Source organism: Gordonia jinhuaensis, from assembly GCF_014639795.1.
GTDB lineage: Bacteria > Actinomycetota > Actinomycetes > Mycobacteriales > Mycobacteriaceae > Gordonia_B > Gordonia_B jinhuaensis.
Map to the genome: position 1 here is coordinate 20,842 of NZ_BMGC01000020.1, position 26,492 is coordinate 47,333.

Annotated in this window: 25 protein-coding genes and 1 pseudogene; 15 read left to right on the forward strand and 11 right to left on the reverse strand. The window is 67.5% G+C overall.

Features of this window, described 5'->3' with window-relative positions:
• The first annotated feature begins 68 nt into the window (after nt 1-68).
• The gene (locus tag IEW22_RS13290) at nt 69-569 is read left to right on the forward strand and encodes a MarR family winged helix-turn-helix transcriptional regulator (protein WP_188587095.1); all 501 of its coding nucleotides are present in this window, start codon (nt 69-71) and stop codon (nt 567-569) included.
• 70 nt (nt 570-639) lie between these two features.
• Nucleotides 640-1,827 (forward strand): annotated as a pseudogene (locus IEW22_RS13295) (MFS transporter); the annotation flags it as partial.
• Nucleotides 1,828-2,003: 176 nt separating this feature from the next.
• On the opposite strand, the gene IEW22_RS20135 reads toward IEW22_RS13295, so the two are convergent.
• Together IEW22_RS20135 and IEW22_RS13300 are read right to left on the reverse strand one after the other, a co-directional pair.
• Complete coding sequence (locus tag IEW22_RS20135; RefSeq protein WP_229742623.1) at nt 2,004-3,227, reverse strand: GNAT family N-acetyltransferase; 1,224 nt, start codon at nt 3,225-3,227, stop codon at nt 2,004-2,006.
• Nucleotides 3,228-3,232: 5 nt separating this feature from the next.
• Entirely contained in the window at nt 3,233-3,895 is a 663-nt protein-coding gene (locus IEW22_RS13300) for a TetR/AcrR family transcriptional regulator (protein ID WP_188587096.1), read from the reverse strand.
• A gap of 83 nt (nt 3,896-3,978) precedes the next feature.
• On the opposite strand from IEW22_RS13300, the gene IEW22_RS13305 reads away from it, so the two are divergent.
• From IEW22_RS13305 to IEW22_RS13315, 3 genes are all read left to right on the forward strand, one after another.
• Nucleotides 3,979-5,256, forward strand: a complete 1,278-nt coding sequence (locus IEW22_RS13305; protein ID WP_188587097.1) for an MFS transporter — start codon at nt 3,979-3,981, stop codon at nt 5,254-5,256.
• Nucleotides 5,257-5,418: 162 nt separating this feature from the next.
• Complete coding sequence (locus tag IEW22_RS13310; protein WP_229742624.1) at nt 5,419-6,261, forward strand: TrmH family RNA methyltransferase; 843 nt, start codon at nt 5,419-5,421, stop codon at nt 6,259-6,261.
• Nucleotides 6,258-6,536 (forward strand): DUF2537 domain-containing protein, encoded by a 279-nt coding sequence (locus IEW22_RS13315; protein WP_188587098.1) that lies wholly within the window; start codon nt 6,258-6,260, stop codon nt 6,534-6,536. Before IEW22_RS13310 ends, IEW22_RS13315 begins: the two co-directional genes overlap by 4 nt.
• Nucleotides 6,537-6,632: 96 nt before the next feature.
• Here IEW22_RS13315 and IEW22_RS13320 read toward each other — a convergent pair whose 3' ends face one another.
• Nucleotides 6,633-7,853: a DUF6928 family protein gene (locus IEW22_RS13320; RefSeq protein ID WP_188587099.1), complete on the reverse strand. Its 1,221-nt coding sequence runs from the start codon at nt 7,851-7,853 to the stop codon at nt 6,633-6,635.
• A 51-nt stretch (nt 7,854-7,904) separates the two neighbouring features.
• Nucleotides 7,905-8,909, reverse strand: coding sequence for a septation protein SepH (sepH, locus tag IEW22_RS13325; protein WP_188587100.1), 1,005 nt, complete (start codon nt 8,907-8,909; stop codon nt 7,905-7,907).
• Between the two features lie 292 nt (nt 8,910-9,201).
• Between sepH and IEW22_RS13330 the strand changes: the two genes are divergently transcribed.
• Nucleotides 9,202-10,587, forward strand: coding sequence for an NCS2 family permease (locus tag IEW22_RS13330; RefSeq protein ID WP_229742636.1), 1,386 nt, complete (start codon nt 9,202-9,204; stop codon nt 10,585-10,587).
• 464 nt (nt 10,588-11,051) lie between these two features.
• Here the strand turns inward: IEW22_RS13330 and serC are convergent, their stop codons facing one another.
• Both serC and IEW22_RS13340 read right to left on the reverse strand, forming a co-directional pair.
• Nucleotides 11,052-12,194, reverse strand: coding sequence for a phosphoserine transaminase (serC, locus tag IEW22_RS13335; protein ID WP_188587102.1), 1,143 nt, complete (start codon nt 12,192-12,194; stop codon nt 11,052-11,054).
• Nucleotides 12,195-12,260: 66 nt separating this feature from the next.
• Nucleotides 12,261-12,899, reverse strand: a complete 639-nt coding sequence (locus IEW22_RS13340) for a TetR/AcrR family transcriptional regulator (protein ID WP_188587103.1) — start codon at nt 12,897-12,899, stop codon at nt 12,261-12,263.
• A gap of 64 nt (nt 12,900-12,963) precedes the next feature.
• Here IEW22_RS13340 and IEW22_RS13345 point away from each other — a divergent pair, with 64 nt between their 5' ends.
• Nucleotides 12,964-13,494 (forward strand): ester cyclase, encoded by a 531-nt coding sequence (locus IEW22_RS13345; protein ID WP_188587104.1) that lies wholly within the window; start codon nt 12,964-12,966, stop codon nt 13,492-13,494.
• Here IEW22_RS13345 and IEW22_RS13350 read toward each other — a convergent pair.
• Nucleotides 13,491-14,621, reverse strand: coding sequence for a citrate synthase 2 (locus IEW22_RS13350; protein ID WP_188587105.1), 1,131 nt, complete (start codon nt 14,619-14,621; stop codon nt 13,491-13,493). The two genes, IEW22_RS13345 and IEW22_RS13350, sit on opposite strands and share 4 nt — an antisense overlap.
• 199 nt (nt 14,622-14,820) lie before the next feature.
• Between IEW22_RS13350 and pdxH the strand changes: the two genes are divergently transcribed.
• Nucleotides 14,821-15,492, forward strand: coding sequence for a pyridoxamine 5'-phosphate oxidase (pdxH, locus tag IEW22_RS13355; RefSeq protein ID WP_188587140.1), 672 nt, complete (start codon nt 14,821-14,823; stop codon nt 15,490-15,492).
• A gap of 39 nt (nt 15,493-15,531) precedes the next feature.
• Here pdxH and IEW22_RS20140 read toward each other — a convergent pair whose 3' ends face one another.
• Nucleotides 15,532-16,875, reverse strand: coding sequence for a nitroreductase family protein (locus IEW22_RS20140; RefSeq protein WP_229742626.1), 1,344 nt, complete (start codon nt 16,873-16,875; stop codon nt 15,532-15,534).
• Entirely contained in the window at nt 16,872-17,519 is a 648-nt protein-coding gene (locus tag IEW22_RS13365) for a TetR/AcrR family transcriptional regulator (RefSeq protein ID WP_188587106.1), read from the reverse strand. Before IEW22_RS13365 ends, IEW22_RS20140 begins: the two co-directional genes overlap by 4 nt.
• A gap of 154 nt (nt 17,520-17,673) precedes the next feature.
• On the opposite strand from IEW22_RS13365, the gene IEW22_RS13370 reads away from it, so the two are divergent.
• The 5 genes from IEW22_RS13370 (at nt 17,674) to IEW22_RS13385 (ending at nt 22,808) form a co-directional block, all read left to right on the forward strand.
• Nucleotides 17,674-18,987 (forward strand): MFS transporter, encoded by a 1,314-nt coding sequence (locus IEW22_RS13370; protein WP_188587107.1) that lies wholly within the window; start codon nt 17,674-17,676, stop codon nt 18,985-18,987.
• Nucleotides 18,988-19,038: 51 nt separating this feature from the next.
• Nucleotides 19,039-19,818, forward strand: coding sequence for an alpha/beta hydrolase family protein (locus IEW22_RS20145; RefSeq protein ID WP_229742628.1), 780 nt, complete (start codon nt 19,039-19,041; stop codon nt 19,816-19,818).
• Nucleotides 19,815-21,089, forward strand: a complete 1,275-nt coding sequence (locus IEW22_RS13375) for an SAM-dependent methyltransferase (RefSeq protein ID WP_373284186.1) — start codon at nt 19,815-19,817, stop codon at nt 21,087-21,089. The genes IEW22_RS20145 and IEW22_RS13375 overlap by 4 nt, the downstream gene beginning before the upstream one ends.
• The gene (locus IEW22_RS13380) at nt 21,086-21,889 is read left to right on the forward strand and encodes a DUF1295 domain-containing protein (protein ID WP_188587109.1); all 804 of its coding nucleotides are present in this window, start codon (nt 21,086-21,088) and stop codon (nt 21,887-21,889) included. The genes IEW22_RS13375 and IEW22_RS13380 overlap by 4 nt, the downstream gene beginning before the upstream one ends.
• Nucleotides 21,890-21,977: 88 nt before the next feature.
• Nucleotides 21,978-22,808: a phosphatase PAP2 family protein gene (locus IEW22_RS13385; protein ID WP_188587110.1), complete on the forward strand. Its 831-nt coding sequence runs from the start codon at nt 21,978-21,980 to the stop codon at nt 22,806-22,808.
• Nucleotide 22,809: 1 nt separating this feature from the next.
• Here the strand turns inward: IEW22_RS13385 and IEW22_RS13390 are convergent, their stop codons facing one another.
• Nucleotides 22,810-23,703, reverse strand: coding sequence for a 5-oxoprolinase subunit C family protein (locus tag IEW22_RS13390; RefSeq protein WP_229742632.1), 894 nt, complete (start codon nt 23,701-23,703; stop codon nt 22,810-22,812).
• Between the two features lie 55 nt (nt 23,704-23,758).
• On the reverse strand, nt 23,759-24,517 hold the full coding sequence (locus IEW22_RS13395; protein ID WP_188587112.1) for a 5-oxoprolinase subunit B family protein: 759 nt from the start codon (nt 24,515-24,517) through the stop codon (nt 23,759-23,761).
• A 29-nt stretch (nt 24,518-24,546) separates the two neighbouring features.
• Between IEW22_RS13395 and IEW22_RS13400 the strand changes: the two genes are divergently transcribed.
• Nucleotides 24,547-25,482, forward strand: a complete 936-nt coding sequence (locus tag IEW22_RS13400; RefSeq protein ID WP_188587113.1) for an aldose 1-epimerase family protein — start codon at nt 24,547-24,549, stop codon at nt 25,480-25,482.
• Nucleotides 25,479-26,420, forward strand: a complete 942-nt coding sequence (locus IEW22_RS13405) for a carbohydrate kinase family protein (RefSeq protein ID WP_188587114.1) — start codon at nt 25,479-25,481, stop codon at nt 26,418-26,420. Before IEW22_RS13400 ends, IEW22_RS13405 begins: the two co-directional genes overlap by 4 nt.
• Nucleotides 26,421-26,492: the final 72 nt, after the last annotated feature.

The following is a 26,492-nucleotide window of genomic DNA, read 5'->3' on the forward strand; positions in this document are numbered from 1 at the left end:
CGTAGTTGTCGGCAAATTTCGTTCGCGTAGCTGTACTTCTTCGGCGTCGAGTGACCTATTCTTGCCGCGTGGACCCAAATGATCCCAGGCTGCCCGGCGACCTGGCACTGGCCGTCGTGCGGCTCTCGCGTCACCTGCGGGGGCGTCGCGCCACCGCGCTCGTGTCGCTGACCCAGCTCTCGGCGTTGAGCACCCTCATGCGGGAGGGCCCGATGACACCGGGTGCGATGGCTGCGGCCGAGCGCGTGCAGCCGCCGTCGATGACGCGGGTGATCGCCTCACTCGCCGACCTCGGCATGATCCAGCGGGCTCCGCATCCCACCGATGGCCGACAGGTGATCGTCACTCTGTCCGACTACGGCCGCCAGGTCGTCGAGGACGAACAGATCGCGCGCGAGGAGTGGCTGCGCGGCCGCCTCGACACGCTGCCAGAAGAGGAGCGTGACGTCCTCGCCCGGGCGGTCGCGATCCTCGGCTCGCTGGTCAGCGAGGACGGCAAACCCGCGAACAAGGCACCGCACCCCGAGAGCGCAGCGGTCCGTGCCGCGGATGCGGCCAGCACGGCGTGACCACATCCCGCGTCTGACGCCGGAGTATTAGTTAGGCCGAGTAAACTAATTCTCCGTGCGCTTGCCGATGATGTTCTCCTCACTCGGCGTGCGCAATTATCGCTATTGGGCCGGTGGCCAGATCGTGTCGCTGGTCGGCACCTGGATGCAACGCATCGCCCAGGACTGGCTGGTTCTGCATCTCTCGGGTGCCGACGGTCTGGCCGTGGGCATCGTGATGGCCCTGCAGTTCGGGCCCACCGCGGTGCTGTCGATCCCGGCCGGTGGTCTGGCCGATCGGTTCGACAAGCGCACACTCCTCATCGGCACCCAGTCGGCGCTGGCGGTGTGCGCACTGATCCTCGGTGTGCTCGACACCAGCGGTGTGGTCACGCTGTGGCACGCCTACGCCCTCGCGCTGGCGGTGGGCTGCGTGTCGGCCGTCGACGCGCCGATCCGGCAGTCGTTCACCATCGAGATGGTCGGCAGCGACCAGTTGCCCAATGCGGTGGCCCTCAACTCGATGATCTTCAACCTGGCCAGGATCGTCGGCCCGGCGATCGCCGGCGTGCTGATCACACTGGTCGGGACCGGACCGGTGTTCCTCATCAACACCGTCACGTCGTTCGCGGTGATCGCCGGACTCCTGGCGATGAGTGAGGGGGATCTGCACCGGTCGCCGCGTGCGAGCGTAGCCGGGTCGGTCGCCGACGGTCTGCGCTACGTGTTCGGGCATCCGCAGTTGGCCACGGTCATGGTGGTGGCTTTCGCGGTGTCGACGTTCGGGATCAACTTCCCGCTGTCGCTGGCGCTGCTCACGGCCAGCACGTTCCACGGCAGTGCCGGCGGCTACGGGCTGCTCTCGACAATGCTGGCCGTCGGGACGCTGGCCGGAGCGACCATGGCCGCCCGCCGGAGGGGTCCGGCCACCGTGCGCACCCTCCTGCTCGCCGCGGTCGGCTTCGGCGTGTTCGAGGTCATCGCCGGACTGATGCCCACGTACTGGTTGGTTGCGGTGATGCTGATCCCCACCGGCGCGTTCACGCTCACGTTCACCGCGGCAGCCATGAACATCGTGCAGCTGTCGGCCGCACCCACGATGCGCGGCCGGGTGATGGGCATCTACATGCTGTTCTTCCTCGGCGGCACCCCGATCGGCAGTCCGCTGCTCGGTTGGATCGCCGGATTCGCCGGTCCGCGGTCGCCGCTGATCGTCGGCGGCGTTATCGCAGTCGCGTCGGGTGCGGTGGCCATCGCGGTGTTGCTACGTGCTCGTCGCAGCGTTTTCAGCGGCCCCGACGTCCAGACTGGCCCCGACGTCCAGACTGGCCCCGACGTCCAGACGGGCCCCGACGTCCAGACGGGCCAGGCGGGCGCCGTGCCGACCGGCAAGGAGTCGGGGTTCGAGCGGCATTCGGGGTTCGAGAGGCATTCGGGGCCCGAGGTGGGACCGGATCAGAAGAACGTTCCCGAGAACGGCGCGCGGTCGGTGGCGAATGCGGTGTCGAAGGCCACCAGCGTCTCCGGGTCGGCCGCCCAGACGCGGCCGGCGAACTCCAGTTCGGTTGCTCGGTAGCCGCCCAGGAAGATGCTGCCGAACACCGAGATGTCCATCGACAGCGTCGGCGGCGCATCGGTGGTGGTGACCGTGGCCTCGCCGCCGGCGATGTGCACCGCGAAACGTCCGCCGTGGCCACGGAACCCGTCGGTGATCTCGAGCACCGCATCGAGATCACCGGCATACTCGCGGGCGCCCAGCGCCGCGGGCACGTCGAAGATACGCAGCCACATCGCATCCGCGATGCCGGTCACCGACACCGCGCGCAGATTGGTGAGTTTGGCGGCCAGCGGGTCGTCGGTGGGGACGGTGGCCGTCAGACGTCCGATGAGGTCCAGACCCAGCAGCACACGCCAGAGGTCGGTGTGGGCCTCCTCGGAGACGGTGAACATCTCGGAGACCTCGGCCACCGCATCGTCGCCGATGTGGGCGATCCGGTAACTCGCGTAGCCGCCCGAGTGCAGCAGATAGTGCAGCCTGCTGCGCCCGTCACGCAGCATCGGGCGATCGGCGAAGATCTGGTTCCACCATGGTTGTGTGCGCGCGATTGCACCCGAACGTGTTGCCGCCCAACGATCATGGAGTTCAGGAACCTGTTGGTGGATCTGCTCGTCGGTGCCGAATCGCACGCGCGAGTCGGCGGGGTGTTCGCCGCGCATCACCGATCGCGCGAGCTCCACCGAGATCTGCTTCTCGAACGTCGCCGGCCCGAAACCGAAGCGTTCGTAGATCGTTCCCTCGCTCGCGGTCAGGATCGCGAAGGAGGCACCCTCGCGTTCCCACTGCTCGGTGAGTTCGGTCAGCATCATGCGCAGGATCCCGCGACGTCGATGTGTGGCCGCGACCGAGACCCAGGAAAGGCCGGGAACCATCACGCGGCGGCCGCCCGGCAGGGTCATCGTCATCCGATAGAACATCGCCACGCCGACCAGTGGGGTGTTGTGCGGATCCGAATGATCGCGCACCACAACGACATCGGAATCGAGAACCTTGTGCTGTACGTCGGCTCTCGCGTCGTCGTCGAGGGGGCGGATGAACGCGAATGCGCGTGCGTCCGCGGCGATGATGTCATCCCAGTCGGATTCGGTCGCCCGGCGCAGGACGAGATCAGAGGTGCTCATGCCACCTAGGTTTCCACATCGGTATCGCTGCGGGTTCCGGGGGCGGGCGCTGCGGCCCCGCGTAGGAATGCGTCCACCTGCTCGGTTGCGCTGTGATCGTCCACTGCCGCATAGCGATACGTCGCCCGGTAGTAGGACGGGGCGAACAACTCGTCGAGTGCCAGATCGATGTCGAGATCGGAGCGCAGGTCACCGCGGGCGATGCCGTCGCGCATGATCTGCGCGCCTGTCTCACGCCGCGGCCCGATCCACTTCTCCGCCAGGGCCGCCGCCGCGCTCGGGCTGCGCAGCGCCTCGGCGGTCAGCGCCACCACGTGCCCGCCGGTCGCCGGATCGGACAGGAGGTCGATCAGTCGTTGCAGGTGCTCGACCAGTGCATCGTGGGTCGAGAGTCCGGGGGTGATTTGCCGGGTCTGGTGGGTGGTGGTGGCCAGGCTGTCGAGGATCAGTTCCACTCGGGTGGGCCACCACTTGTAGATCGTCGTCTTCGAGACCCCGGCACGCGTGGCGATCGCTTCGATCGTGACAGCACCGGGCTCCGAGTCGGCCAGCACCTCGGCCGTCGCGGCCAGGATCGCCGTCCGCGCCTGCTCGCTGCGTGGTCGTCCTCGACCCCGCGCCGACTTCTGTCCACTCGTCGATGGCTCACTCGCCGATCCCTTGTGCACTGAACTCCTCGATGTGATGGGGAACACACTACGTTCTCTGTCTGAGCGGAATAATGGACGCTGCGTTCACTATTGTATGTGCCATGACCAACACCACTGACCGCGCGTCGGACGCCCCCTATTCTGGCGACGTGGCGACCAGCGCGGATTCACACCTCGCCGACGGGGCCCGGGACCACCGCTCCGCGGCCACCGCGGGGCTGGCCTTCGTGCTCGCCGGTGTGATGCTCGGTGCCACGATGCCGACGGCCCTGTACTCGACGTATCAGCACAACTTCGGATTCTCCCTGCTCACCGTGACCGTCATCTTCGCGATGTACGCGTTCGGCGTGCTCGCGGCCCTGCTCGCCTTCGGCACCTGGTCGGATGTGCTCGGACGCCGACCGGTCCTGCTGATGGGTCTGGCCTTCGCCGCACTCAGTGATGTGGTGTTCCTGCTGGCCGACTCGACAGGGTGGCTGCTGGTGGGCCGGGTCATCTCGGGTCTGTCGGCAGGTGTGTTCGTCGGCACCGCATCGGTGGCGGTCACCGAGATGGCCGGCGGACGACTCTCCTCACGGGCTCCGTTGATCGCCAGCGTCGCCAACATCGGTGGTCTGGGCATCGGCCCGGTCATCGCCGCCATGCTCGTCGCGTGGGTCCCCGGTCCGATGCGCACCTCGTTCTGGGTTCACCTCGGCCTGGTGGCCGCGTCGACCGTGGTGGTGTTGCTCGTCCCGGAGACCCGTGGGCGCCGACCGGGCAAGCTGCGGCCGATGCCGCTGGGCGTGCCCGCCGACATGCGCGTCTACTTCATGCGCGCATCGCTGCTGGGCTTCGCCGGCTTCGCGGTGATGGGGCTGTTCACCGGTGTGGCGCCGAGTATCGCCACCAAGATCACCGGCGTCCACAGCGCGATCGCCGTGTCGTTCCTGGTGTTCTCGATGTTCATCGGTTCGGTGGTCGGACAGCTCGCCGCGCGGCGGGTCCGTCAGGAGGTCGCCGAGCGAACCTCGATCCTGCTGTTCGTGGTCGCGATGGTTCTGCTGATCCTCACCTTCGTGGTCGGGAACCCGATCCTGCTGGCGATCACCGGTCTCGTCGGCGGGGTGGGGCAGGGGATGTCGTTCGCCAAGGGCCTCGCGGTCATCACCACCACCGCCCCCGCCGAGCAGAAAGCTGCGGTGACCTCGGCATTCTTCGTCGTCTGCTACATCGCGATCTCCGTGCCGGTCATCGCCGAGGGGTTGCTGGCGCAGTACTGGCAGTTCAAGGGAGCCGGGATCGTGTTCGCCGTGGTGATCGCGGTGCTCGCGCTGCTGGCCGGTGCGCTCGAGGTGGTCGAATCCCGCAAGCAGCGCGGTACGCCCATCGAGCGATGAACCCCCCGTCTGCGGGTGGCCCACGTCCGTACCTCGCCCCACGAGGTACGGACGTCGGCGCATGTAGGGGAGCGCTGACAGACCGGCGGTGTGTTCGGCGTGTGCGGCGGTGAGCGTGTGCGGATTCCGTTCGGTACCCGCGCGGCCGGTAGCGTGACCACCGTGAACGACACCGTGACCGTCGAGGTGGTCGACATCGACGACGCCGACGACCCGCGCGTCGACGACTTCCGCGACCTCAACTCCGTGGATCGTCGCCCGGATCTGCCGATACTGCGCGGCGGGCGTCGTGGCAAGGGGTTGGTGATCGCCGAGGGCGTGCTGGTCGTCGAACGGATGATCTCCTCGCGTTTCGCTCCGCATGCTCTGCTCGGGGTGGACAAACGATTCGACGAACTCGTCCCGGTGCTGAGTGCGGACTCGTTGGCCGGGGTCCCGTTCTACCGGACGTCGGCGCAGGTGATGGCCGACATCGTCGGGTTTCATCTCAATCGTGGAGTTCTGGCCGTCGCGCGCCGGCCGCAACCGCTCGACCCCGCCGACGTGATCACCCGCGCGCGTACCGTCGCCGTTCTCGAAGGGGTCAACGACCACGAGAACATCGGGTCGATCTTCCGCAACGCCGCCGGACTCGGCGTCGATGCGGTGTTGTTCGGAGGCGCGACGGCCGATCCGCTCTACCGTCGCAGTGTGCGAGTGTCGATGGGACATGTGCTGAAAGTGCCGTTCGCTCATGTCCAGACGTGGCCCGACGATCTGTCGATGCTGCGCGACAACGACTTCCGCATCGTCTCGCTCACTCCCGATCCCGCGGCGGTGCCGTTGGCGCAGGCGGTCGACGCCGAGCGGGTGGCGTTCATGGTCGGCGCCGAGGGGCCGGGGCTCACCGAGCGGGCCATGCGTGCCGGAGACGTGCGGGCGCGCATTCCGATGAGCCGGGGAACCGACTCGCTCAACGTCGCCACCGCGGCCGCGGTCGCCTTCTACGAGCGCACCCGGTTGTGACGACCGAACACGCCGACGCGCCGTGGTGCCTGGGGGGCATCGTGTGCGCCGCCGTGTTCGTGTTCTGGGGGTTGCTGTCGGTGTGCATGTATTCGGTTGTCGCCGAGATCAATCCGATTCTGGGGTTGACGGCGGTGATCATCGTGGAGGCAGGTCTGGTACCGCCGGTTTTTGCGCGCCGCCGACAACCGGTGTGGCGATTCGTGGCGCCGGGGATGCTTGCCGCGGCGATCGTCGCGATCTGCGCGTCGGTGGTCGTGATGATCGTCGGGTGACAGGTGCGCCCGTGAGCCCGTTGCGGTGGGCTCGTTGCGGTGGGCTCGGTTGAGGTGAGACCGGTGCGGGCTGGTGGCTGGATTCGGGGGGACTGGTCAGCGCCGGGGGGTGTGGGTGCCGAAGCCGAACCAGCGAGCGATCTTGCTGCCGGTGGTCTCGTGCTCGGAGTGCGGCTGGTCAGTGTGCGGCGGGTTGACTGGTGACTGGTCGGCATGTGGCTGGTCGCCGCCCACCGGCTCGTACTGTGGCTGGTCGCCGGGTGTCTCGTCGTAGCGTCGCTCGCTGGTGTTCGGGTCGCCGCCGCTCGGTGAGCCGGAATGCGGCTGGTCGTCGGGTGCCGCATTGGTGGTGTCCGGGACGCTGGACGACCCGTGATCCGACAGGTCGTCGGCGGGTTGTCTGTCCATGCGGTGCGGGTCGGTGATGCCGGTGCCGGCATTCCAACTCCACTCCGGGGTTGGGGCCGGGGTCGGCGCCGGAGGGTTGAATTCCTGTGCCGCAGAGGGTGTGTCGCCGGCGTGAGAAGTGTCGCCGGCCGGCGCGACGTCGCTACCGGGGTGCGGGGACCGCGGTGCGGATGTCGGCTGGTCGCCCATCACGCGCGCCGGTCCGGTGATGTCGATCGGTGTGGGTTCGATCGGCGCGGGGTGGTGCCGAACGTCGTCGGGCGTCGGCGTGTATCCCTCGGGGCGCACCAGGAAACCGGTGACCGGTATCGATGCCGGGTCGGTGTCGGTGTCGGCGAGCGGTCGGGTGAAGCGGAAGCCCAGCCAGTCACGGGTGGCCTGCTCGGCGAACTCCTGCGGGTGGAAGGGCAGCGCCTGCGGGTCACGTGGCACCCCGTCGGCATAGTGCAGCGGGTGTTCGCCGGCCCAGAATCCGCGTTCGAAGACGAAGGGGAGTCCGTTGTCCTCGTGGATCGACACCGGTGTCGCCGAGAACGATCGGCGCAGTTCGCCGTTCTCCCATCGCGCGAAGACGCCGAGCGCGGTCGTCGGGTCGGCGTGGAGATAGGTGACCACCTCCGACGGCCGGACGCGCACGGTGGTGTCGGGGATCGAGCTGGGGAGGTCGGTGCCAAGGGCCGGCCCGGACAGTACCGCGAGGCGTCCGTAGACGCCGGCGAACAGTTCGTCGTCGTCGCTCTCGGTGGTGGCGGCCAGTGACGTCTCTCCGGTGCTGACCAGCGTCGAATCGGGAAACATCAGTGTCGCAAGCGTTTTCGCCTGGATAGGATCGTTGACGAGCCCTTTGCGAATGTCAGCGATGGGATCGGCGGAATCGATGAACCACATCATCGTTGCCTTCGCTGCCAAGATCGGGCCCTTTCTCCGCGGACTGATGGTGACGCGCAACGGGTCGGTCGGTTACGAGCTGCCGTTGCTGCGCACTCCGAGAAGTACATCCTCCCACGCCGGGACCGAGGGTGTTCGCGATCGGTTGCGTTTGCGCGTCTTCGATTCCGCGGGGACCTCGGTCTCGGCCGCTGAGGTGGATGACTCACCCTCGACGTCGGCAGAGATCTGGTCGGCAGACGCGGTGGTGGCCGGGCGTCCGGGAGTGGTGTGGTCACCGGATGCGTGATCGTCGCGATCGGCGGTCTCCTCGCGAGCTGCCTCGGACGTCTCGCGAACTGGGGCCGGCGTGCGCGGGCGGGCGACACCGACAACCTCACTGGCGGCCACGGTCATCGATTCCGATGCCGCGGAGTCGAAGTCGAGTTCGGGATGGTCGGGGGTCGGCGCCGGGTCGACAACCGGTGTGAGCGTCGCCAGACCGCGCAGCGGTCGCGAGGTGTTCGGGTCGACGAGTTCCCTCGCCGGTTCATCGAGCGACTCGGCCACCCCGCCGTTGGAGCCGGGCAGGTAGCGCCAGTGTGCGAAGGTCTGTGACCGCCCGACGCGCCAGCTGATCTGGACCACCCACTTGTTGTCCTCGGCCTTCCACGCATCCCATTCGGCATTCTCGGGATTGTGCCCCCGAGACGACAATGCGATGCGGACGATCTCTCCGAGGTTCTCCAGCGCGGGGCCGTCGGCCCGGATCGGGTGGGCCAGGGCGGCGAGTTCGGTGGCCCGCTGACGCTCGAGCATCACCGGATGGGCGAAGCGTTCGATACGTTCGGCCGGGACACCGGCGACGGCGGCGACCTGTGCGATCGTGGCGCCCGCACGGATACGGGCCTGGATGTCTCTGGGTCGGAGTGCGCTTTCCATCTCGATCTCGATCTGCCCCAATCGGGTGGCGTCGCCGCGAGCCGCGGCCTTCAGTCGATCGTTGACAGCGATGCGGAACTTGTCGCCGGAATCGCCCTCCTGACACACCATGTGTGTGCCGTCGGGGGAGAGACCGACGACGCGGAGTTCACGCATCTGCTCCTCCTTCTCGTGGTGAGAGCGAGCCACGCATTGGCGAAAGCCTAGTCCACGATCTGCCATCCCCCGGGCGGTGACACGCCCAATCGCGACGCGACCTACATTCACCCGGTTGTTTTTCTGATGGCGGGGCGCGGGGTAGCTTTCGGTGGTGCCCAGCGATTCCTCGAATGAGTCCGGCGACACGTCGGCAACGTCTGACACACCACCGAATTCGGCGACCGGTGAGCCGCGCGGGTCCGCGAGCGTCGTCGATCGTTTCTTCAAGGTGAGCGAACGCGGTTCCACGATGGGCCGCGAGGTCCGTGGCGGACTGGTCACGTTCTTCACGATGGCCTACATCGTGGTCCTCAACCCGATCATCATCGGCGGCATCCCGGGGGAGCCGAAGAATGCCGACGTGCTGGGGCATGTGCTTCCGTTGTCGCAGGTCGCGGCGGTCACCGCACTCGTGGCCGGCGTCATGTCGATCGTCTTCGGCATGGTCGCGAACTACCCCTTCGCGATTGCGGCGGGGCTCGGGATCAACAGCCTGCTGGCCGTCACCATCGCGCCGCAGGTCACCTGGCCTGAGGCCATGGGCCTGGTGGTGATCGACGGCATCATCGTGGTTCTGCTGGCGGTCACCGGCTTTCGTACTGCTGTGTTCAATGCCGTTCCCGCAGAACTCAAAGCAGCCATTGCCGCCGGTATCGGGTGTTTCGTGGCTTTCGTTGGATTCATCGATGCAGGTTTTGTCCGTCGCATACCCGATGCCGCGGGCACCACGGTTCCCGTCCAACTCGGAGACGGCAATTCGATCACCACGGTGCCCGTGCTGATCTTCGTGATCGGTGTTCTGCTCATGGGTGTGCTGGTGGTGAAGAAGGTGCCGGGCGGATTGTTGATCGGCATCGTGATCATGACGGTCGTGTCGATCATTCTCGAGTCGGTTCTGCATCTCGGGTCCGGCTCCGAGCACTCGGGCGGCTGGGCGCTGTCGGTCCCGAAGGTGCCGGATTCGGCGGGCGGACTACCGAATCTGAGTCTCGTCGGCAACGTCGACCTGTTCGGCGCTTTCACGAGAATCGGTGTGCTCGCCGCATGCGTGCTGGTGTTCGCGCTGGTGCTGTCGAACTTCTTCGACGCGATGGGCACCATGACCGGGCTGGGTAAGGAAGCCGGACTGGCCGACGAGAAGGGCAACCTCCCGAACATCGGCAAGGCGCTGGTCGTCGAGGGGACCGGCGCGATCGTCGGCGGCGCGGCATCGTCCTCGTCGAACACCGTGTTCGTCGAATCCGCCTCCGGCATCGCCGAAGGTGCACGCACCGGATTGGCGAATGTCGTCACCGGTGTGCTCTTCCTCGTCGCGATGTTCCTCACCCCGCTTTACGAGGTGATCCCTTCGGAGGCGGTGGCCCCGGCGATGGTGATCGTCGGCGCCATGATGATCGGGCAGGTCCGATCGATCGATTTCAGCAAGCTCTGGATCGCGATCCCGACGTTCCTGACGATCGTGTCGATGCCTTTCACCTACTCGATCGCCAACGGCATCGGCATCGGCTTCATCAGCTGGGTGGTGATGGCCGTCGCGGCAGGTCGGATCCGCACGATCCGGCCGCTGCTGTGGATCGTGGCCGTGGTGTTCGTCCTGTACTTCATGCGTGAGCCGATCTCGAACCTCGTGAGCTGACGCGCGTTCGGGGAGTGGTTGCGCTTGTGTAGCCGCTGGCGCGTGGGAAGTGGTTGCGTTTGTGTAGCCGCATCCAGTTCTGCTCGACGCAGCCTTTGCAATGGTTGCGTGTGGGGGAAGTGGTTGCGTTTGTGTAGACGCAGCCAGATTTTCGGTGCGCCTCGTAGCCGCATCCAGTTCTGCTTGGCGCAGCCTTTGCAATGGTTGCGTNCCAGTTCTGCTTGGCGCAGCCTTTGCAATGGTTGCGTCTGGAGGAAGTGGCTGCGTTTGCGTAAACGCAACCAGTTCTGAGGGGCTCGACACCAAACGCAACCAGTTCACACGCACGACACACACGCACGAACACGACCACCCGAACACGACAACGCGGGCCGATCGACACGACATCGCACATGGCATGGACGTCGGTGATCGGCCCGCGTCGGGTGATCCCAGTCTCGTGATCCCGGTCAGGACCGGTCAGGTCAGAGGCGCTCGACCACGTAGTCGACGCATTCGGTCAGCTTGGAGACATCGTCGGGCTCGATGGCCGGGAACATGCCGATGCGCAGCTGGTTGCGGCCGAGCTTGCGATAAGGCTCGGTGTCGACAACGCCGTTGGCGCGCAGGGTCTTGGCGACAGCGGCGGCATCCACCGAATCGTCGAAGTCGATCGTGCCCACCACCTGGCTGCGCAGCGCCGGATCGGTGACGAACGGAGTGGCGAATTCGCTCTTCTCGGCCCAGTTGTACAGGCGCGACGAGGAATCGGCAGTACGCGAGACACACCAGTCCAGACCGCCCTGCGCGTTCATCCACTCGATCTGATCGGCGAGCATGATCAGCGTCGCGACCGCGGGGGTGTTGTAGGTCTGGTCCTTGGGCGAGTTGTCGACAGCGGTCGGCAGCGACAAGAAGTCGGGGCACCAGCGACCGCCGTCGGAGATCTCGGCGATGCGGCTCAGTGCGGCCGGGCTCATCAATGCGATCCACAGACCGCCGTCGGAGGCGAAGCACTTCTGCGGTGCGAAGTAGTACACATCCGCGTCGGCGACGTTCACCGGCAGACCGCCGGCGCCGGAGGTGGCGTCGATTGCGACCAGTGCGTCGGTGCCCGCGGGACGGCTCACCGGCACGGCGACACCGGTCGACGTCTCGTTGTGTGCCCATCCGATGAGATCGACGCCCTCGAGCTGTGCGGCCGTGATGTCGGCCGGGTTCGGCGCGGTGCCGGGATCGGTCGAGATGACGGTCGGATCGGCGAGGAACGGCGCCTTCTTGGTCACCGAAGCGAACTTTGACGAGAACTCGCCATAGGTCAGGTGCAGCGACTTCTCGCGGATCAGACCGAATGCGGCGGCGTCCCAGAATGCGGTGGTGCCGCCGTTGGACAACACCACCTCATAGCCCTCGGGCAGCGAGAAGAGTTCGGCGAGTCCGGCACGGACGCGGCCGACCACGTTCTTGACCGGCGCCTGACGATGGGAGGTACCCATCACGGTGGTGCCGGCGTCGACGATGGCCTGCAGTTGTTCGGGGCGAACCTTCGACGGTCCACACCCGAAGCGGCCGTCGACGGGCAGCAGCTCGGCGGGGATCGTGATCGGTGCGGTCGCGGTGTCACTCATGCGCGCCAGTGTAGAGAGATCGGCGTGCCGGTTCGAAATCACCTCCCTTCGCCCAGAGGCATCTGGTCAGGTCAGCTGGGCGATCAAGGCACGTGCGAGCCAGTCGCGGTACTCCTCGAGCGACCAGCCGCGGTCGGCCACCAACAGTCCGAAGAGCTCCGGCGCGATGAGCGCCCACAGGGTGTCGCGTACGTAGGGCACGGATGCCCCCGGTCGCAGCCCGCCTGTCTCGACCAGGTGTTCGGCGAGCATGGTCATTCCTTGAAGCCGCTGCGCCACAATTGTTTTCCACAGTTCGGCGATGGCTCGATCGTGACTCGCGCCCTCGCGGATCACCAGTTGCAACGGTGCCGCACGATTGTTGCGCTCGGCCGCGGTCGCCGCGAAGAGCGCAAGCTTTCCCCTCACGTCCGGTTCGTCGTCGATGGCCCGGCTCTCCGGCCGCTCGGCCACCGGGAGGTCGCTGTCGTCACCGGCGAGTGCACGGTCGAGGGCTTCCTTGATCAGTCCTGCCTTGCCCGCGAACGACTTGTAGATGCTCTCCGGAGACACTCCCGCCGCGTCGGCGACCTGCGCGATGGTCGTGCGGTAGCCATTCGCGGTGAACAGTTCGATGGCCGCCGCGATCACGTCCTCGCGGCGCTCGCGTGCGCGCCGCCGGCGATTGGACGAGTCGTAGTCGCGCGAAGTATTGACACCAGCCACTCAGTAATGAATACACTTGTATTGAATACAGACGAACTGGATCGAAAATCGCCGAGGAGTCACGATGAGAACGAGCGATGCGACGCAGGTGGCTCTCAGATCGATGTCGGACATGGGTTCTGGTGATCGTCTGGACTTCGATCGCACCATCCACCCCGACGCGATCAACCGGGAGGCGGCCACCGAGCCGTCGGCCTGCCGGGGCCGCGGACCGGCGGCGTTCTGGGCCAGCGCGCAGTGGCTCCGGTCGGCTTTCCCGCAGGTGCGGCACGAGGTGAACCACGTGGTCACCGAGAGTGACCTCGTGGTGATCCACGCGACGATGTCGGGTACACACGAAGGCCCCTTCGTGCTCTACGGCCCCGACGGGGAGGTACGGCAGGCGTTCGCCCCCACGCACAAGCGATTCGCCGTCGACCAGACGCACTGGTTCCGGATGGCGCAGGGGTTGGTGGTCGAGCACTGGGCCAGCCGCGACGACATGGGGATGGCCGAGCAGCTGGGTTGGGTGCCGCCGTCACCGATGTATCTGGTCAGATGCGCACGGGCGCGTCGACGTGCCGCGGCGGAAAGCCGGGCGCAACGGGATCGCTAGAGCCCGGGGGCGACGATCTCGTCCCAGCCGTCGACGTCCTCGGGGCGCCGCGGACCCGGCCCGACGTAGAGGGCAGCCGGTCGCACGAGCTTGCCGAGCTTTTTCTGCTCGAGGATGTGGGCACACCATCCGGCGGACCGGCCACAGGTGAACATCGCCGGCATCATATGCGGCGGCACCTCGGCGAAGTCGAGGATCACCGCGGCCCAGAACTCCACATTCGTCTCGATGGCCCGATCGGGCCGACGTTCGCGTAGCTCGGTGAGCGCGGCCTGTTCGAGTGCGGCGGCCGCCTCGTACCGGGGAGCCCCGAGCTCCTGCGCGGTGCGCCGCAGCACACGGGCGCGCGGATCCTCGGCGCGATACACGCGATGACCGAAGCCCATCAGCTTCTCTTTGCGGTCGAGCACACCTTTGACCAGCGAGCGCGGGTCGCCGGTGCGTTCGGCCTCGGAGATCATCGGCAACACCCGCGCCGGTGCGCCGCCGTGCAGCGGTCCGCTCATCGCACCGATCGCCCCGGACAGCGCTGCGGCCACATCGGCGCCGGTGGAGGCGATCACGCGAGCGGTGAACGTCGAGGCGTTGAGGCCGTGTTCGGCCGCGCTGACCCAGTAGGCGTCGATCGCGGCGATGTGTTTGGGATCGGGATCGCCCTTCCAGCGGGTCATGAAACGCGAGGTGACCGTGTCACATTCGTCGATCACCTGCTGTGGGACGGCCGGCTGGTGGATACCGCGCGCCGACTGCGCGATATACGACAGGGCCATCACCGATGCCCGCGCGAGGTTGGCCCGGGCGGTCGCATCGTCGATGTCGAGCAGCGGCTGATATCCCCAGATCGGTGCGAGCATCGCCAGACCGGCCTGCACGTCGACCCGCACGTCGCCGGTGTGCACCGGCAGCGGGAACGGCTCGGCCGGCGGCAGTCCGTCGCCGAAGCGTCCGTCGACCAGCAACGCCCAGACATCGGAGAAGGTGACCTTGTTCTCCACGAGGTCCTCGATGTCGACGCCGCGGTAGCGCAGGTTCCCGCCGAACTTGTCGGGTTCGGCGATCTCGGTGGTGAAGGCGACGACTCCTTCGAGGCCTTCGACGAAGCCTTCGGGAAGCTCGGTGTTGGCCATCGTGGATGGGCTCCTTCGTCTCGGCGACAGACGGTGCCGGACAAGCGGCGCCGGGTCGGCACACATGCGAGGGCTGCGCACGCGTGTCTGTCCGACTAGGACTCTAGCGATCTGATCGGACATCCGAGCAGCGCAGGCGGTACCGTCATCGCTCGTGGAATCGCAGTCGACACCCGAGGATCCCTTGCCTCTGGCGGCAATGCGTGTCGGATACGGGTCGGGTGAGGGTGCAGCAGGTGCCGACGGTGTCTCGGCGAACCTCGACGAGTCGTGGCTGACGGGTGATCCGCCGTGGCTCGGGTTGTTCGGTCGCTGGCTGCGCGAGGGTGTCGCCGCGGCGATCCCCGAGCCCAATGCGATGGTGATCGCGACAGTGGACGCCCAGGGGTGTCCGTCCACGCGCACGGTCCTGTGCAAGTCCGTCGACGCGAACGGGCTGGTGTTCTTCACCGGGCACGATTCGGACAAGGGTCGCGATCTGTCGGCGAATCCTTGTGCCTCGGTGACCTTTCCGTGGATCGCACTCGAACGGCAGGTGCACTTCCGCGGTCTCGTCGAGCGGGTGAGCCGCGAGGTGACACAGGAGTACTGGGCCTCGCGTCCGCGCGGGTCGCAGCTCGGTTCCGCCGGATCCTTCCAGTCGCAGCCGATCGGTTCGCGGGATGAACTCGAGGACCAGGCCAGACGGATCGCCGCGCAATTCGGCGGCGTCGACGGAACCGAAGCCGTGCCGGTACCCGATCGGTGGGGCGGCTATCTGCTGCGACCGCGGCGGGTGGAGTTCTGGCAGGGGCGTGCCGACCGTCTGCACAACAGGGTGCGGCTGACCCTCGACGACGGCGGTTGGCACACCGTCAGACTGCAGCCGTAGCTCGTGCGGCCGCAGCCCGCCCCGTAGCCCGCTCGCAGCTCACCTCGTATCGACAACGTCGGACAGTGCGCGCCGTGGTGAGCTGCTCGCCGTCCGTTCGGGGTAACCCACGCGGAAGGAGACCAGACCCTGGTTCGCTGGGATCCCGATGATGTCCGACCAGGCTGGTCCGAAGCGATTGGGACGGCTCAGTGACCCGTCGCGCGCAATGCGTTCGGTGATCTGGTTCATGTGCTGCAGCCCGAGATGGTGAGCTGTCGCGACCAGGTGCACATGCTGCAGCAGCCGTCCGCCGGCCAGACGGTCCAGTGGCGACCCGACATCGCCGACACGCACGATGCCGTAGGCGCCAGCGGTCGCGGTGTGCACCTCGCGGGTGGTCTTCAGCCAGAAGGTGTCGCCCGACTCACGAGATTGCGCGGGCAGGAGTTTGGCGGCTGTCAGCATCATCGGGGTCAGTCCCTGTCCGTCGAGAGTGAGGCCGTCGCGGTGGCTGTCGATCGCATGCCGATCGTTGCGGAACCAGGCGAAGGACTCTTTCGACATCTGCTCGTCGTCGATGATCGCTTGCGTGGCATGCACATAGAGCTCCCCGAGCGCCCGCCGACGCGGTTCGTCGGCGATCCACACGATCTGCGGCGTGGTGGTCGTCGCGGTGGGGGAGCCTGGGGCGAATCCCGACTGCTCACTCGAGACGGGGCCGTCAAGCTGGTGGAGATCGTCCATGTCGAGGGCGCGCGACTCGTAGGGCCCGCGGTTGGAGTGACGCAGACCGATCGCCGCGGCGAGCGCGCGTTCGGTCCCCGTCGGAGGCCTGCCGTGGCGCACGTCGAGGTGGGCGATATGTCCGGGATCGCCGTCGGGGAAGGGTGTGATCACCGGATCGAGACCACTGTTGCGCGCCGCGCACACCATGTTCTCGATGGCGCAGCCGAACCCGACCATCCGTTCGCGGCCGTCGGAGTCATTGATCGGCATCACTCGTCTGGGATCGCCATAGAGGTCGATCGTGGTGTCGGACACCGTGAAGACCCACGGCTGGATGTTGTGCGGATTGGCGGCCAACACTCCGGCGGCCACGATTGCGCGGACACCTGGCTGCGAACCCCAGGTGGCCCACAGGTCATAGGGGGCGCCGTCACCGGAATCGAACACGCCGTTGGTGAGGGCGCGGATGCTCACACCTCCCGCGCCGACGAGCACGACTGCCGCCGCCCCGACGCCGATGCCCTTGAGCACAGCGCGGCGACTCACGCGCGGTCCGCCGCCACACGGATACTTCTCGGCGGTGTGCTGTTCCTCCGGGGGCGGGGTCTCGGGTGCATGCGTCACGTCGGGGTCGTCGTGGTGGGTGCGCACATCGGTGCTTCGGTCATCGGTCATTTGTCAGTCCTCCTCGGTGTGGGCGTGAGTCCGAGGGTGTCGCGCCCCCGGTCGGTGAGCAGGGGTTCGATCATGCTCATGTGCACCGCGGCGGCGTCGAAGCCGAACTCACCGACGGTTTCGGTGAACGGCAGCGCGAATTCGGCGAGAAGCCACAGACCGGCAAGGTTGTCGTGGGTGGTTGCCGGTGGCCGCGGACGGCGGATCAGGCCCGCATCGATGACGAGAGCCACCGCATCATGAAGTGACGCCATTCGACGCTCGAAGTTCCCGCGGTACATCAGTTGCAGCACGGGGTCGCTGTGCAGCAGTGCGAACAGTTCACGCGGGAAGAAGGCGTAGTCGGCGCTCACCTGGGCCTGGTGCCCGCCCAACGCCGCGAGCCGCCGCAGGATCGTCTCCGGCTCGCCGCACGCGTCTGCTCGTGGATCGGAATCGGCACTCCAGCCCTCGAACAACGCTCGGATGATCTCGGCTTTGCCCGGGAACCAGTAGTAGAGGTTGCCCGGGCTGACTGCGGATTCACGTGCGATGCGCGCAACGCTCACCGCTGCTGTTCCGTGTTCGTTGAACAGCCGACGCGCGGCGTCGAGGATCTGCTCGCGCCGACGAGCCACCCGCTGCGGAGACCGTCTGCTGGTCATGACTCCATCGTCGCTCTCTTAGAGAGATCTCTCTAGAGCGGGGGAGGTGATCTCGGGAACATGACCGTGTCACTGCCACGCGCGGCAGCGCCGACCGGATCCCGAAGCGGCGCCGGCTGGGGACTTGCCGCATTCACGCAATACCCTGATCGACGTGCCACGCCTGCTCGCCGACACCACCCCGCTGCGCAATGCCTACTTCCGGCGGCTGTGGACGGCCAACATCGTCACGGTCATCGGTGCCCAGCTGACGGTGGTCGCCGTGCCGGCGCAGATCTTCGCCATCACCGGCAGCTCGGCCTACGTGGGACTGACCGGGATCTTCGGCCTCGTCCCGCTCGTCGCGTTCGGATTGTGGGGCGGTGCGCTGGCCGACGTCCTCGACCGCCGGCTCATCTTGATGGTGACCACCACCGGACTCATCGCGGCCAGCATCCTGTTCTGGGTGCAGGCCGCACTCGACCTGAACAACGTGTGGGCGATCCTGGTGCTGTTCGCGCTGCAACAGGCGTTCTTCGCGGTCAACCAGCCCACACGGTCGGCGGTGCTGCCACGACTGCTCACCGTCGAGGAACTACCGGCGGCGAATTCACTCAACATGACCGTCATGCAGGCCGGGGCCATCGCCGGGCCGCTGATCGGCGGCGCACTGATCCCGGTTCTGGGGTACTCGCTGCTGTATTTCGTGGACGCGGTGTGCATGTTGCCCACCCTGTGGGCGGTGATCCGGCTGCCGTCACTCAAGCCGCAGTTCCAGGGCGACTCGCAGACCCGACGGGTGGCCGGATTGCGGTCGGTGATCGATGGATTCGTCTATCTCGCCGGTCACAAGGTGCTGCTGATGTCGTTCGTGGTCGACCTGATCGCGATGATCTTCGGCATGCCGCGCGCACTGTTCCCACAGATCGCGCACGAGAGCTTCGGTGGACCCATCGACGGCGGCTTCGCCTTCTCGATGCTGTTCGCGGCGATGTCGGTCGGCGCTGTGCTCGGTGGGGTGTTCTCCGGCTGGGTCAGCCGTATCGACCGCCAGGGCCTCGCGGTGGTGGTGTGCATCGTGATCTGGGGTGTGTGCATCGCCGGGACGGGCGTGGCGGTGGGCTTCGCCGGCGGCACCGAACTCCCGATGCTGCCGATCGCGGTGCTGCTGCTGATGGTCGGCGGTGCGGCCGACATGGCCTCCTCGGCGTTCCGGCAGTCGATGCTGCAGTCCGCAGCCACCGACGAGGTCCGTGGACGTCTGCAGGGTGTGTTCACCGTTGTCGTCGCCGGTGGCCCGCGGATCGCCGATGTGCTGCACGGTCTGTCGGCGGCGGCGGTCGGAACCGCGATCACCACCGCGGGCGGCGGAGTCCTCACCGTCATCGGAGTGCTCGTGGCCGCGGCACTGGTCCCCGCCTTCGTGCGCTACCGGATCAGTGCGACAGTGGCTGCTTCCGATGCCAAGCCGGTCGTCAGCACGGACTGACGTGCGAGCAGTCCGGGCGGGTGGAGTCGGCGGGCCGGTACGTTGGCTGGTGTGAACAGACGCCGTGACACGCCCGTGCGCTCGGCGGTGCTGGTGCTCCATGGGGGCAAACCCGACAGCCACGATCCGTCGCGCCCCTGGCATCTGTCGCGGGTACGCATGCTCCCGTTCACCTGGGCGCTACGGCGTGCGTTACCCGAATCGCAGGTCATCGCCGTGCACTATCGGGTACGCGGCTGGAACGGCGACGAGGCCTCGCCGGTCGTCGACACCCGCGCGGTGATCGCGCGCGTGCGACAACGCCACGGCGACATACCGATCGCACTGGTCGGACACTCGATGGGCGGGCGAGTCGCCGCGGCCGTCGCCGACGATCCGTCGGTGACCACCATCGTCGCCTTGGCACCGTGGTGGCAGCGCACCCGCCACACCAGCATCGACGAACCCGCCGACACCGACAACATCCGCCCCGACCAGCACGTGCTGGTGGTCCACGGCAGTGCGGACACGTGGACCTCACCCATCTTCTCCCGCGAGGTCACCGAACGACTGGTGACCAGAGGAACCGACGCCGAGTACATCTCGATACCCGGCGGCGGGCACTTCATGCTCGACCATCCGCGGCGATGGGTCGAGCTGACCGTTGCCTACGTGCGCGCGCATGTGGGGCCGACCGGGAAGAGGGACGTGTGGCGAAACAGTGTGCAGGGCAACGAGACAGCAATAGCAGCAACCGAACCGGTGAGAACCGAGACAGCGACAACCGGGACAGCGGCGATGACCGCGCGGCTCGGCGACCAGATGCGCAGAGTGCGCGGCCGGTTGTCGTGAACGGTGACGCGGTGGCGTCGCGGCTGGCCGAGCTGATCGGTGACCTCACCGGTGAGCCGATCCCGGTGCGGGTGCGCGCCTGGGACGGATCGCAGGCCGGCCCCTCCGATGCCCCGCAGGTGTGCGTCAACACTCCCGACGCGCTGCGGCGACTGCTCTGGCATCCGGGCGAACTCGGTGCGGCACAAGCGTATGTGACCGGTGAACTCGAGGTGACCGGCGATCTGGGCGCAGCGCTCGAACATGTGCGCGCGGTGTCCGACGCCCGCGGCCTGAGCGGTGTGTCGATCACGCCGCGACGTCTCACGCGCTGGGTACGCACACTGTCGGACCTCGGCGTGCTCGGCGCACCACCCGCGCCGCCGGCCTCGCAGGCCCGGGTTCGAGGGCGTTTGCACTCGCTGCGCCGCGACCGCGCGGCGATCAGCCACCACTACGACCTGTCCAACGACTTCTACGCGCTGATCCTCGACGAAACCATGGCGTACTCGTCGGCGTACTGGACCAGTGCGGATCCCGCCTACACACTCGCCGACGCCCAACGCGACAAGTTGACGATGGTGTGCCGCAAGCTTGGACTCCAACCGGGGATGACACTGCTCGACGTCGGATGCGGCTGGGGATCGCTGAGTCTGCACGCGGCAACCGAATTCGGGGTGAACGTACTCGGCGTGACCATCTCCGCGCAGCAGAAAGCCTTCATCGACAAGCAGATCGCCGACCGCGGTCTGGCCGACCGCGTGGAGATCCGGCTGCAGGACTACCGGGCGATCCCTGAGTCGGATTTCGACGCGGTGGCGTCGATCGAGATGGGCGAACATGTCGGCGAACACAACTATCCCACCTACGCACGGGTACTCGCCGATCGCGTCAAACCCGGTGGGCGCGTGCTGGTTCAGCAGATGTCGCGTCATGCCGGCAACCATCCCGGCGGCGGTCCCTTCATCGAATCGTTCATCGCTCCCGACATGACGATGCGACCGATCGGACAGACCGTCGACCTGATCGAGGCGGCCGGACTCGAGGTCCGTGACGTACACGCGATGCGGGAGCACTACGTCCGCACCGTCGAGGCCTGGTATCAGACCTTCGACGAGCACATCGACGAGGCGGTGGCCCTGGTCGGCGAGGAGATCGCCCGCGTGTGGCGGCTGTATCTGGTCGGCGGCGGCATGGCCTTTCGCGACGGCCGGATGGGTGTCGACCAGATCCTGGCCGTGCGTCCCGACGCTCGCGGACATTCCCACATGCCGGAGGTGCGCACGATATGAGTTATGACGCAAGCAATTTCGGTGTCGTCACCGGCAGTTCGGCGCTGGCGACGGTGGTGCTGCTGACCATCACCGCGATCATCGGCTTCCGCATCGGGCGCCACAACGTCGTCGACGTCACGTGGGGACTGGGGTTCGTCCTGATCGCCCTCGTCTGCGCACTGGTCGGGGAGGGATCGGCGTGGCGGCGGTGGCTGCTGTTCGTGCTGGTGGCGATCTGGGGGCTACGGCTGGCCCTGTCGATGGCCCGTCGCTCGGCGGGCAAGGGGGAGGACCCGCGCTACGAGAAGATGCTCTATGACGCGGGCGGCAACCGCACGCTGGTCGCGATCCGCAAGATCTACCTGACCCAGGGACTCGCGTTGTGGTTCGTGTCGCTGCCGATCCAGGTGTCGGCGGCCGCCGGCGGCACACTCAACTGGCTGGCCTGTGTGGGCATCGCCGTGTGGGTGCTGGGCGTGGTCTTCGAGAGCGTCGGCGACAAACAGATGGACGAGTTCAAATCCGACCCGGCGAACAAGGGCGCGGTGATGGATCGCGGTCTGTGGGGATGGACCCGTCATCCCAACTATTTCGGTGACTCCTGTGTGTGGTGGGGGATCTACCTGATCGTCGCCGGCTACTGGCCGGGTGCGCTCACCATCGCCTCACCGATCGTCATGACCTACTTCCTCGTCTTCGCCACCGGCGCCCGACTGCTCGAACAGCATATGGAGCAACGCCCGGGGTATGCCGAGTATCGGCAGCGTGTGAGCTACTTCCTGCCGCGTCCGCCCAAGAAGCAGAACTCGACGTCGTGACCGCGCGGCACCGGAGACGTCGCGTCCGGTGGTGGTGACCGGGGCGGGTACCCTCGCGAGCGGTCAAAAATGCAGGAGGGTCAATTCCGTGTCCGCGGTGCTCGGCAGGATCGCCGGAGCTGTAGTGCTGTTGGCGGCGATGGTCGCGGTGTACGTCGTCGCCGTGCGTACCGCCGCCGGGCAGCGACTCGACGAACGGTGGCTGCTCACCCTGCGCGGCACCGAGGCCCACAACGACCTGCCGAATGCGGTGGGATTGGGTTCGGTCACCGACCCCCGGCTGTGGGTGGTGGCGATCCTCGCGATCGTGGCCCTGGGGCTGGCGGCGCGCCGGCGCCTGAGCATCATCGTCCTGCTGATCCTGCCCGTCGCGGTGATCGTGTGCGCACGGCTGCTGCGCGACGGACTGCTCACCCGGCCCGATCTCATCGCCAGCCAGTTCCCGCACATCAACACCTTTCCCAGCGGTCACGCCGCCGCCGCGGCCGGATGCGTCGCGGCCATCATCCGCGCTGCCCCGCGCGTGGTGCAGCCGCTCATCGTGCTCGCCGGCACGATGTGGCTCACGCTGGTCTCCCAGGACCTCATGGTGTGGGGGTGGCACCGTCCCAGCGACCTGATCGGGTCGATCCTGCTGGCCGGTGCGCTGGCGATCCTGGTGCCCAATTCACCATCGCGGACGTTGGGCACATGGTGGCAGGCGGCCATCCTGGTGGTGGCCTCGGTCATCGCGCCCGTCGGGTGGGCGGCCTACATCGCGAAACCTGTCGTCGCGCTGGTCGGCGTGGTGGCTGCGGTCGTGCTCACTATGCTGTTCGTCGGTCGGGAGACCGCACGCGGTCCTGGCGAATCCGGCACCGGCGGTCGCTGGCGCATCCCGGGATTCGACCGGTCGGATATGCCGGCACCCACCGCCTGAGTCATCGGCGCTCGACGAAACGGATCACCTCACCGGGCACGAGTTGTGCCGCCGTGTCGACAGAACTCGCGGTGATCACTGCGACAACCGGGTATCCGCCCGTCACCGGGTGATCGGCGAGAAAGATGACGGGTTGCCCGCCCGGTGGGATCTGCACCGAACCCAGTGCGACACCCTCGGACGGGAGATCGCCGAGCCCGCTCCGATGACGCAGGACCGGTGTGTCGTCGCCGCGGTCGAGGCGTATCCCGATCCGATCGCTGGCGGGTGAGACCACCCACGACCCCGTGAACAGCGCATGAGGATCCTCGATCCGGTCGTCGCGGGGCCCCAGCTCGGCGACCAGTTGCGCAGGTGTGCCCGTCCCATCACCGGGCGCGAAGGTCAGCGACGGCCAGTCACCCGCAGTCGGTCCGACGGGCAGCAGGTCGGACTCGGCCACCCGCGCGGGGCCGATCCCGGAGAGCAGATCGGTGGAGCGCGAACCGAGCACCGGCGCTACGTCGATACCACCGCGGACCGCCACATACGACCGCAGACCGGTCGTCGGCGGCTCGACGGTGAGTGTCTGGCCGGCACGCAGAATCGCCGAGCTCTGACTCATCGAGCGGGTGTCATCGATCAGATAAGACGTGGGCGCGCCGGTCACCGCGACCAGATGGGTTCCGGTGGCGCGCACCACCAGACCGCCCATCGTCACCTCGAGTGCCGCGGCCGACTCCGGGTTGCCCACGAGTCTGTTGGCCAGCCGAAGGGCTCCGCGATCGGCTGCCCCCGACGCGCCGACCCCCAGATGTGCGTAGCCGGGCCGGCCCAGGTCCTGCACGGTGGTTAGCGGTCCGCTTCGCACCACGGTCAGTGCACCGTGAGGGATCGCCGGGTCGCCGGCGCTCACAGTGACCCACCGATGTTCGCGGGCGCTCACCGCGGCCCACCGATGTCGCCGGCGCTCATCGCGACCCACCGATGTCGCGGAAGACCACCGTGTCGCCCGGCGAGAGCGTCGACGGCGGGTCGGCATGGACGTCGAACATCGTCGCCTCGGTGCGGCCGAGCAGATTCCACCCACCCGGACCGGGCCGCGGATACACCGCGCTGTAGCCGGCGGCCAGAGCCACCGCGCCACCGGGAACCCGGGTCCGCGACGTGGTGCGACGCCCGATTGTGGCGAGCCGTCGTGCCGGGTGATCGGGCGCGGTGGTGGACTCATCAGGCACCAGATACCCGAAACCCGGTGCGAATCCGATGAATTGGACGCGCCACGTGATGGCGGTGTGCGCCCTGACGACGTCGTCGACGCTCCAGTCGTCCCCGCCGGATGCGGTGAGCGTATCGGCCACCTCGGCCAGATCCGCACCGTCGTAACGGACATCGATGTGGTGGTCGGGGGCGCTGTTCGGCGCACCGGGCGCGTCGGTCGCCGACGGGGAGGCTGACGGAGTATCGGAGGGGCTCCTCGATCCGCCGTCGCCCACCCGCGTCGCATTCCGTAAGGCGCGGTGCAGCGCAAGCGCATTCACCCCTGCTGCCGGTGGCCACTGCACCAGGACGGTGGTCGCCGCACCGATCACGTCGACATCCTCACCCAACGCCCCGCGTGCGGCCTCCCCGCGCAACCGTGCTGCCACCGAGACCGCGGAGTCGAGCGGATTCGGGTCGTCGGAAAAGTCCAGCAGCACCGCATCGCGTCCCGCCGAGATCTGCCGCATGAGCCAAATCTAGTGGCAGACTCGAGAGCGTGACGGTATTCGCAGTGCAGGCAGGGAAGTACCGCGCGGAGGTGGCCTCCACCGGAGCCGGGCTCGAACTCGTATCCCACGACGGGCAGTTGCTCACCGAGACCTGGCAGGAGAAGCCGGGGCAGAAGTCGCCGATATCGGCCGGGCTCGTCCTCGCGCCGTGGCGCAACCGCACCGCCGACGGCCGATACACCTTCGACGGGGTCGACTATCAGCTCGACATCACCGAAAAGGACAGGAACAACGCCAATCACGGCTTCGTGCGGACCGTCGAGTGGCAGCGCACCGAACACGACGAGGACGTGGTCTCGCTGCGCACCCCCATCGGGACGCACCCCGGGTGGCCGCATCAGATTGTGCTCACGGCCACCTATCGGGTGGATCCCGTCGATGGGTTGTCGGTGACCCACACCGCCGAGAACGTCGGCGACGCGCGAGCGCCGTTCGCACTCGGGCAGCACACCTTCATCCGGCTCGGAGACCTCCCGATCGACGACTGCGCGCTGCAGCTCGCGGCGACGCGAGTCCAGCCGCTCGATCCCGAAAGGCAGCTGCCGGTGGGAGATCCGCAGCCGGTCGCCGGTACCGACATGGACTTCACCCGGCCCCGCACGCTCGCCGGCCGGCTACTCGACACGCCGTTCACCGGACTGGTCGCCGACGGGGCGGTCCACCGGAACCGACTGTTCGGGCCGCACGGTGACTGCACAGAACTGTGGACCGATCTCAATTTCGGGTGGGTGCAGGCGTTCACCGCCGATCCCGCACGAGGTCAGGCCTATCCCGGTCGCGGGCGGGCACTGGCCGTCGAGCCGATGACGTCACCGCCCAACGCACTGGCCAGCGGGATCGACCTGATCACACTGGAACCGGGGCAGACGTGGAGCGGGTCGTGGGGTCTGCGTTACCGGCCGTCACCGGATGTGGCGCGGTGAAGGAAATCGTGGTCTGCGGTGAGGCGCTGGTCGACATCGTCACCACCTCGCCCGCCCCGAGTCCTGGACGTCTGGCGCCGATGCAGCCCGCGCTCGGCGGCGGTCCGTTCAACGTGGCGGTCACTCTCGGGCGGCTCGGATCGTCGGTGTCGTTCCTCTCGCGGGTGTCCACCGACCATCTCGGCGACGAGATCCTGCGCGCGTTGAGCGCCTCGGGGGTGGGATTGTCGATGTGTCAGCGTGGTGACGAGCCGACCACCCTGGCCGTGGCGACCATCGGAGACGACGGTGCGGCGTCGTACTCCTTCTACACCGACGGCACCGCCGACCGGCTGGTCGCCGACCCCGGACCGCTGCCGGGGACTGTCGGCGCGGTCTGCTTCGGGACTCTGTCGATGGTGCTGGAGCCGGGGGTCAGCGTCTACGAATCGGTGATGCGGCGTGCCCACGCCGAGGGAACCCTGGTGATGATCGACCCGAACATCCGACCGGCGGTGATCGCAGATCCGGACGCCTACCGTCGCCGCTTCGCGGGCTGGATGCAGCACACCGACATCGTGAAGGTCTCCGACGAGGACGCCGCGTGGCTCGCCCAGGGATCGGCGGGCACCGGTGTGCGCGACTGGCTCGACGCCGGGGTGTCCGCGGTCGTCATGAGCGCCGGCGCCGACGGGTTGCGGGTCACCACCGAGCGTCTGGAGGTCAGCGTGCCGGCACCGCATGTGCAGGTTGTCGACACGATCGGCGCAGGTGACACCGTCGGAGGCGCGCTGCTGCACTGGTTGTCGGCGCATTCGGCGCTGAATCCGAGCAGTGTGGCCGACCTCGACGCGCCCGGGTGGCAAACGGCTCTGGGCTTCGCGGCCGCGGCCGCCGCGGTCACCGTCTCGCGCCCCGGTGCCGACCCTCCATGGGCAGGCGAACAGGTTACCGACTAGTTTGTAACTGCGACAGGTACGCGGGCACCCCGCGCACCTGCTGGCCAACAAATGCCACGGCCATAGGATGGC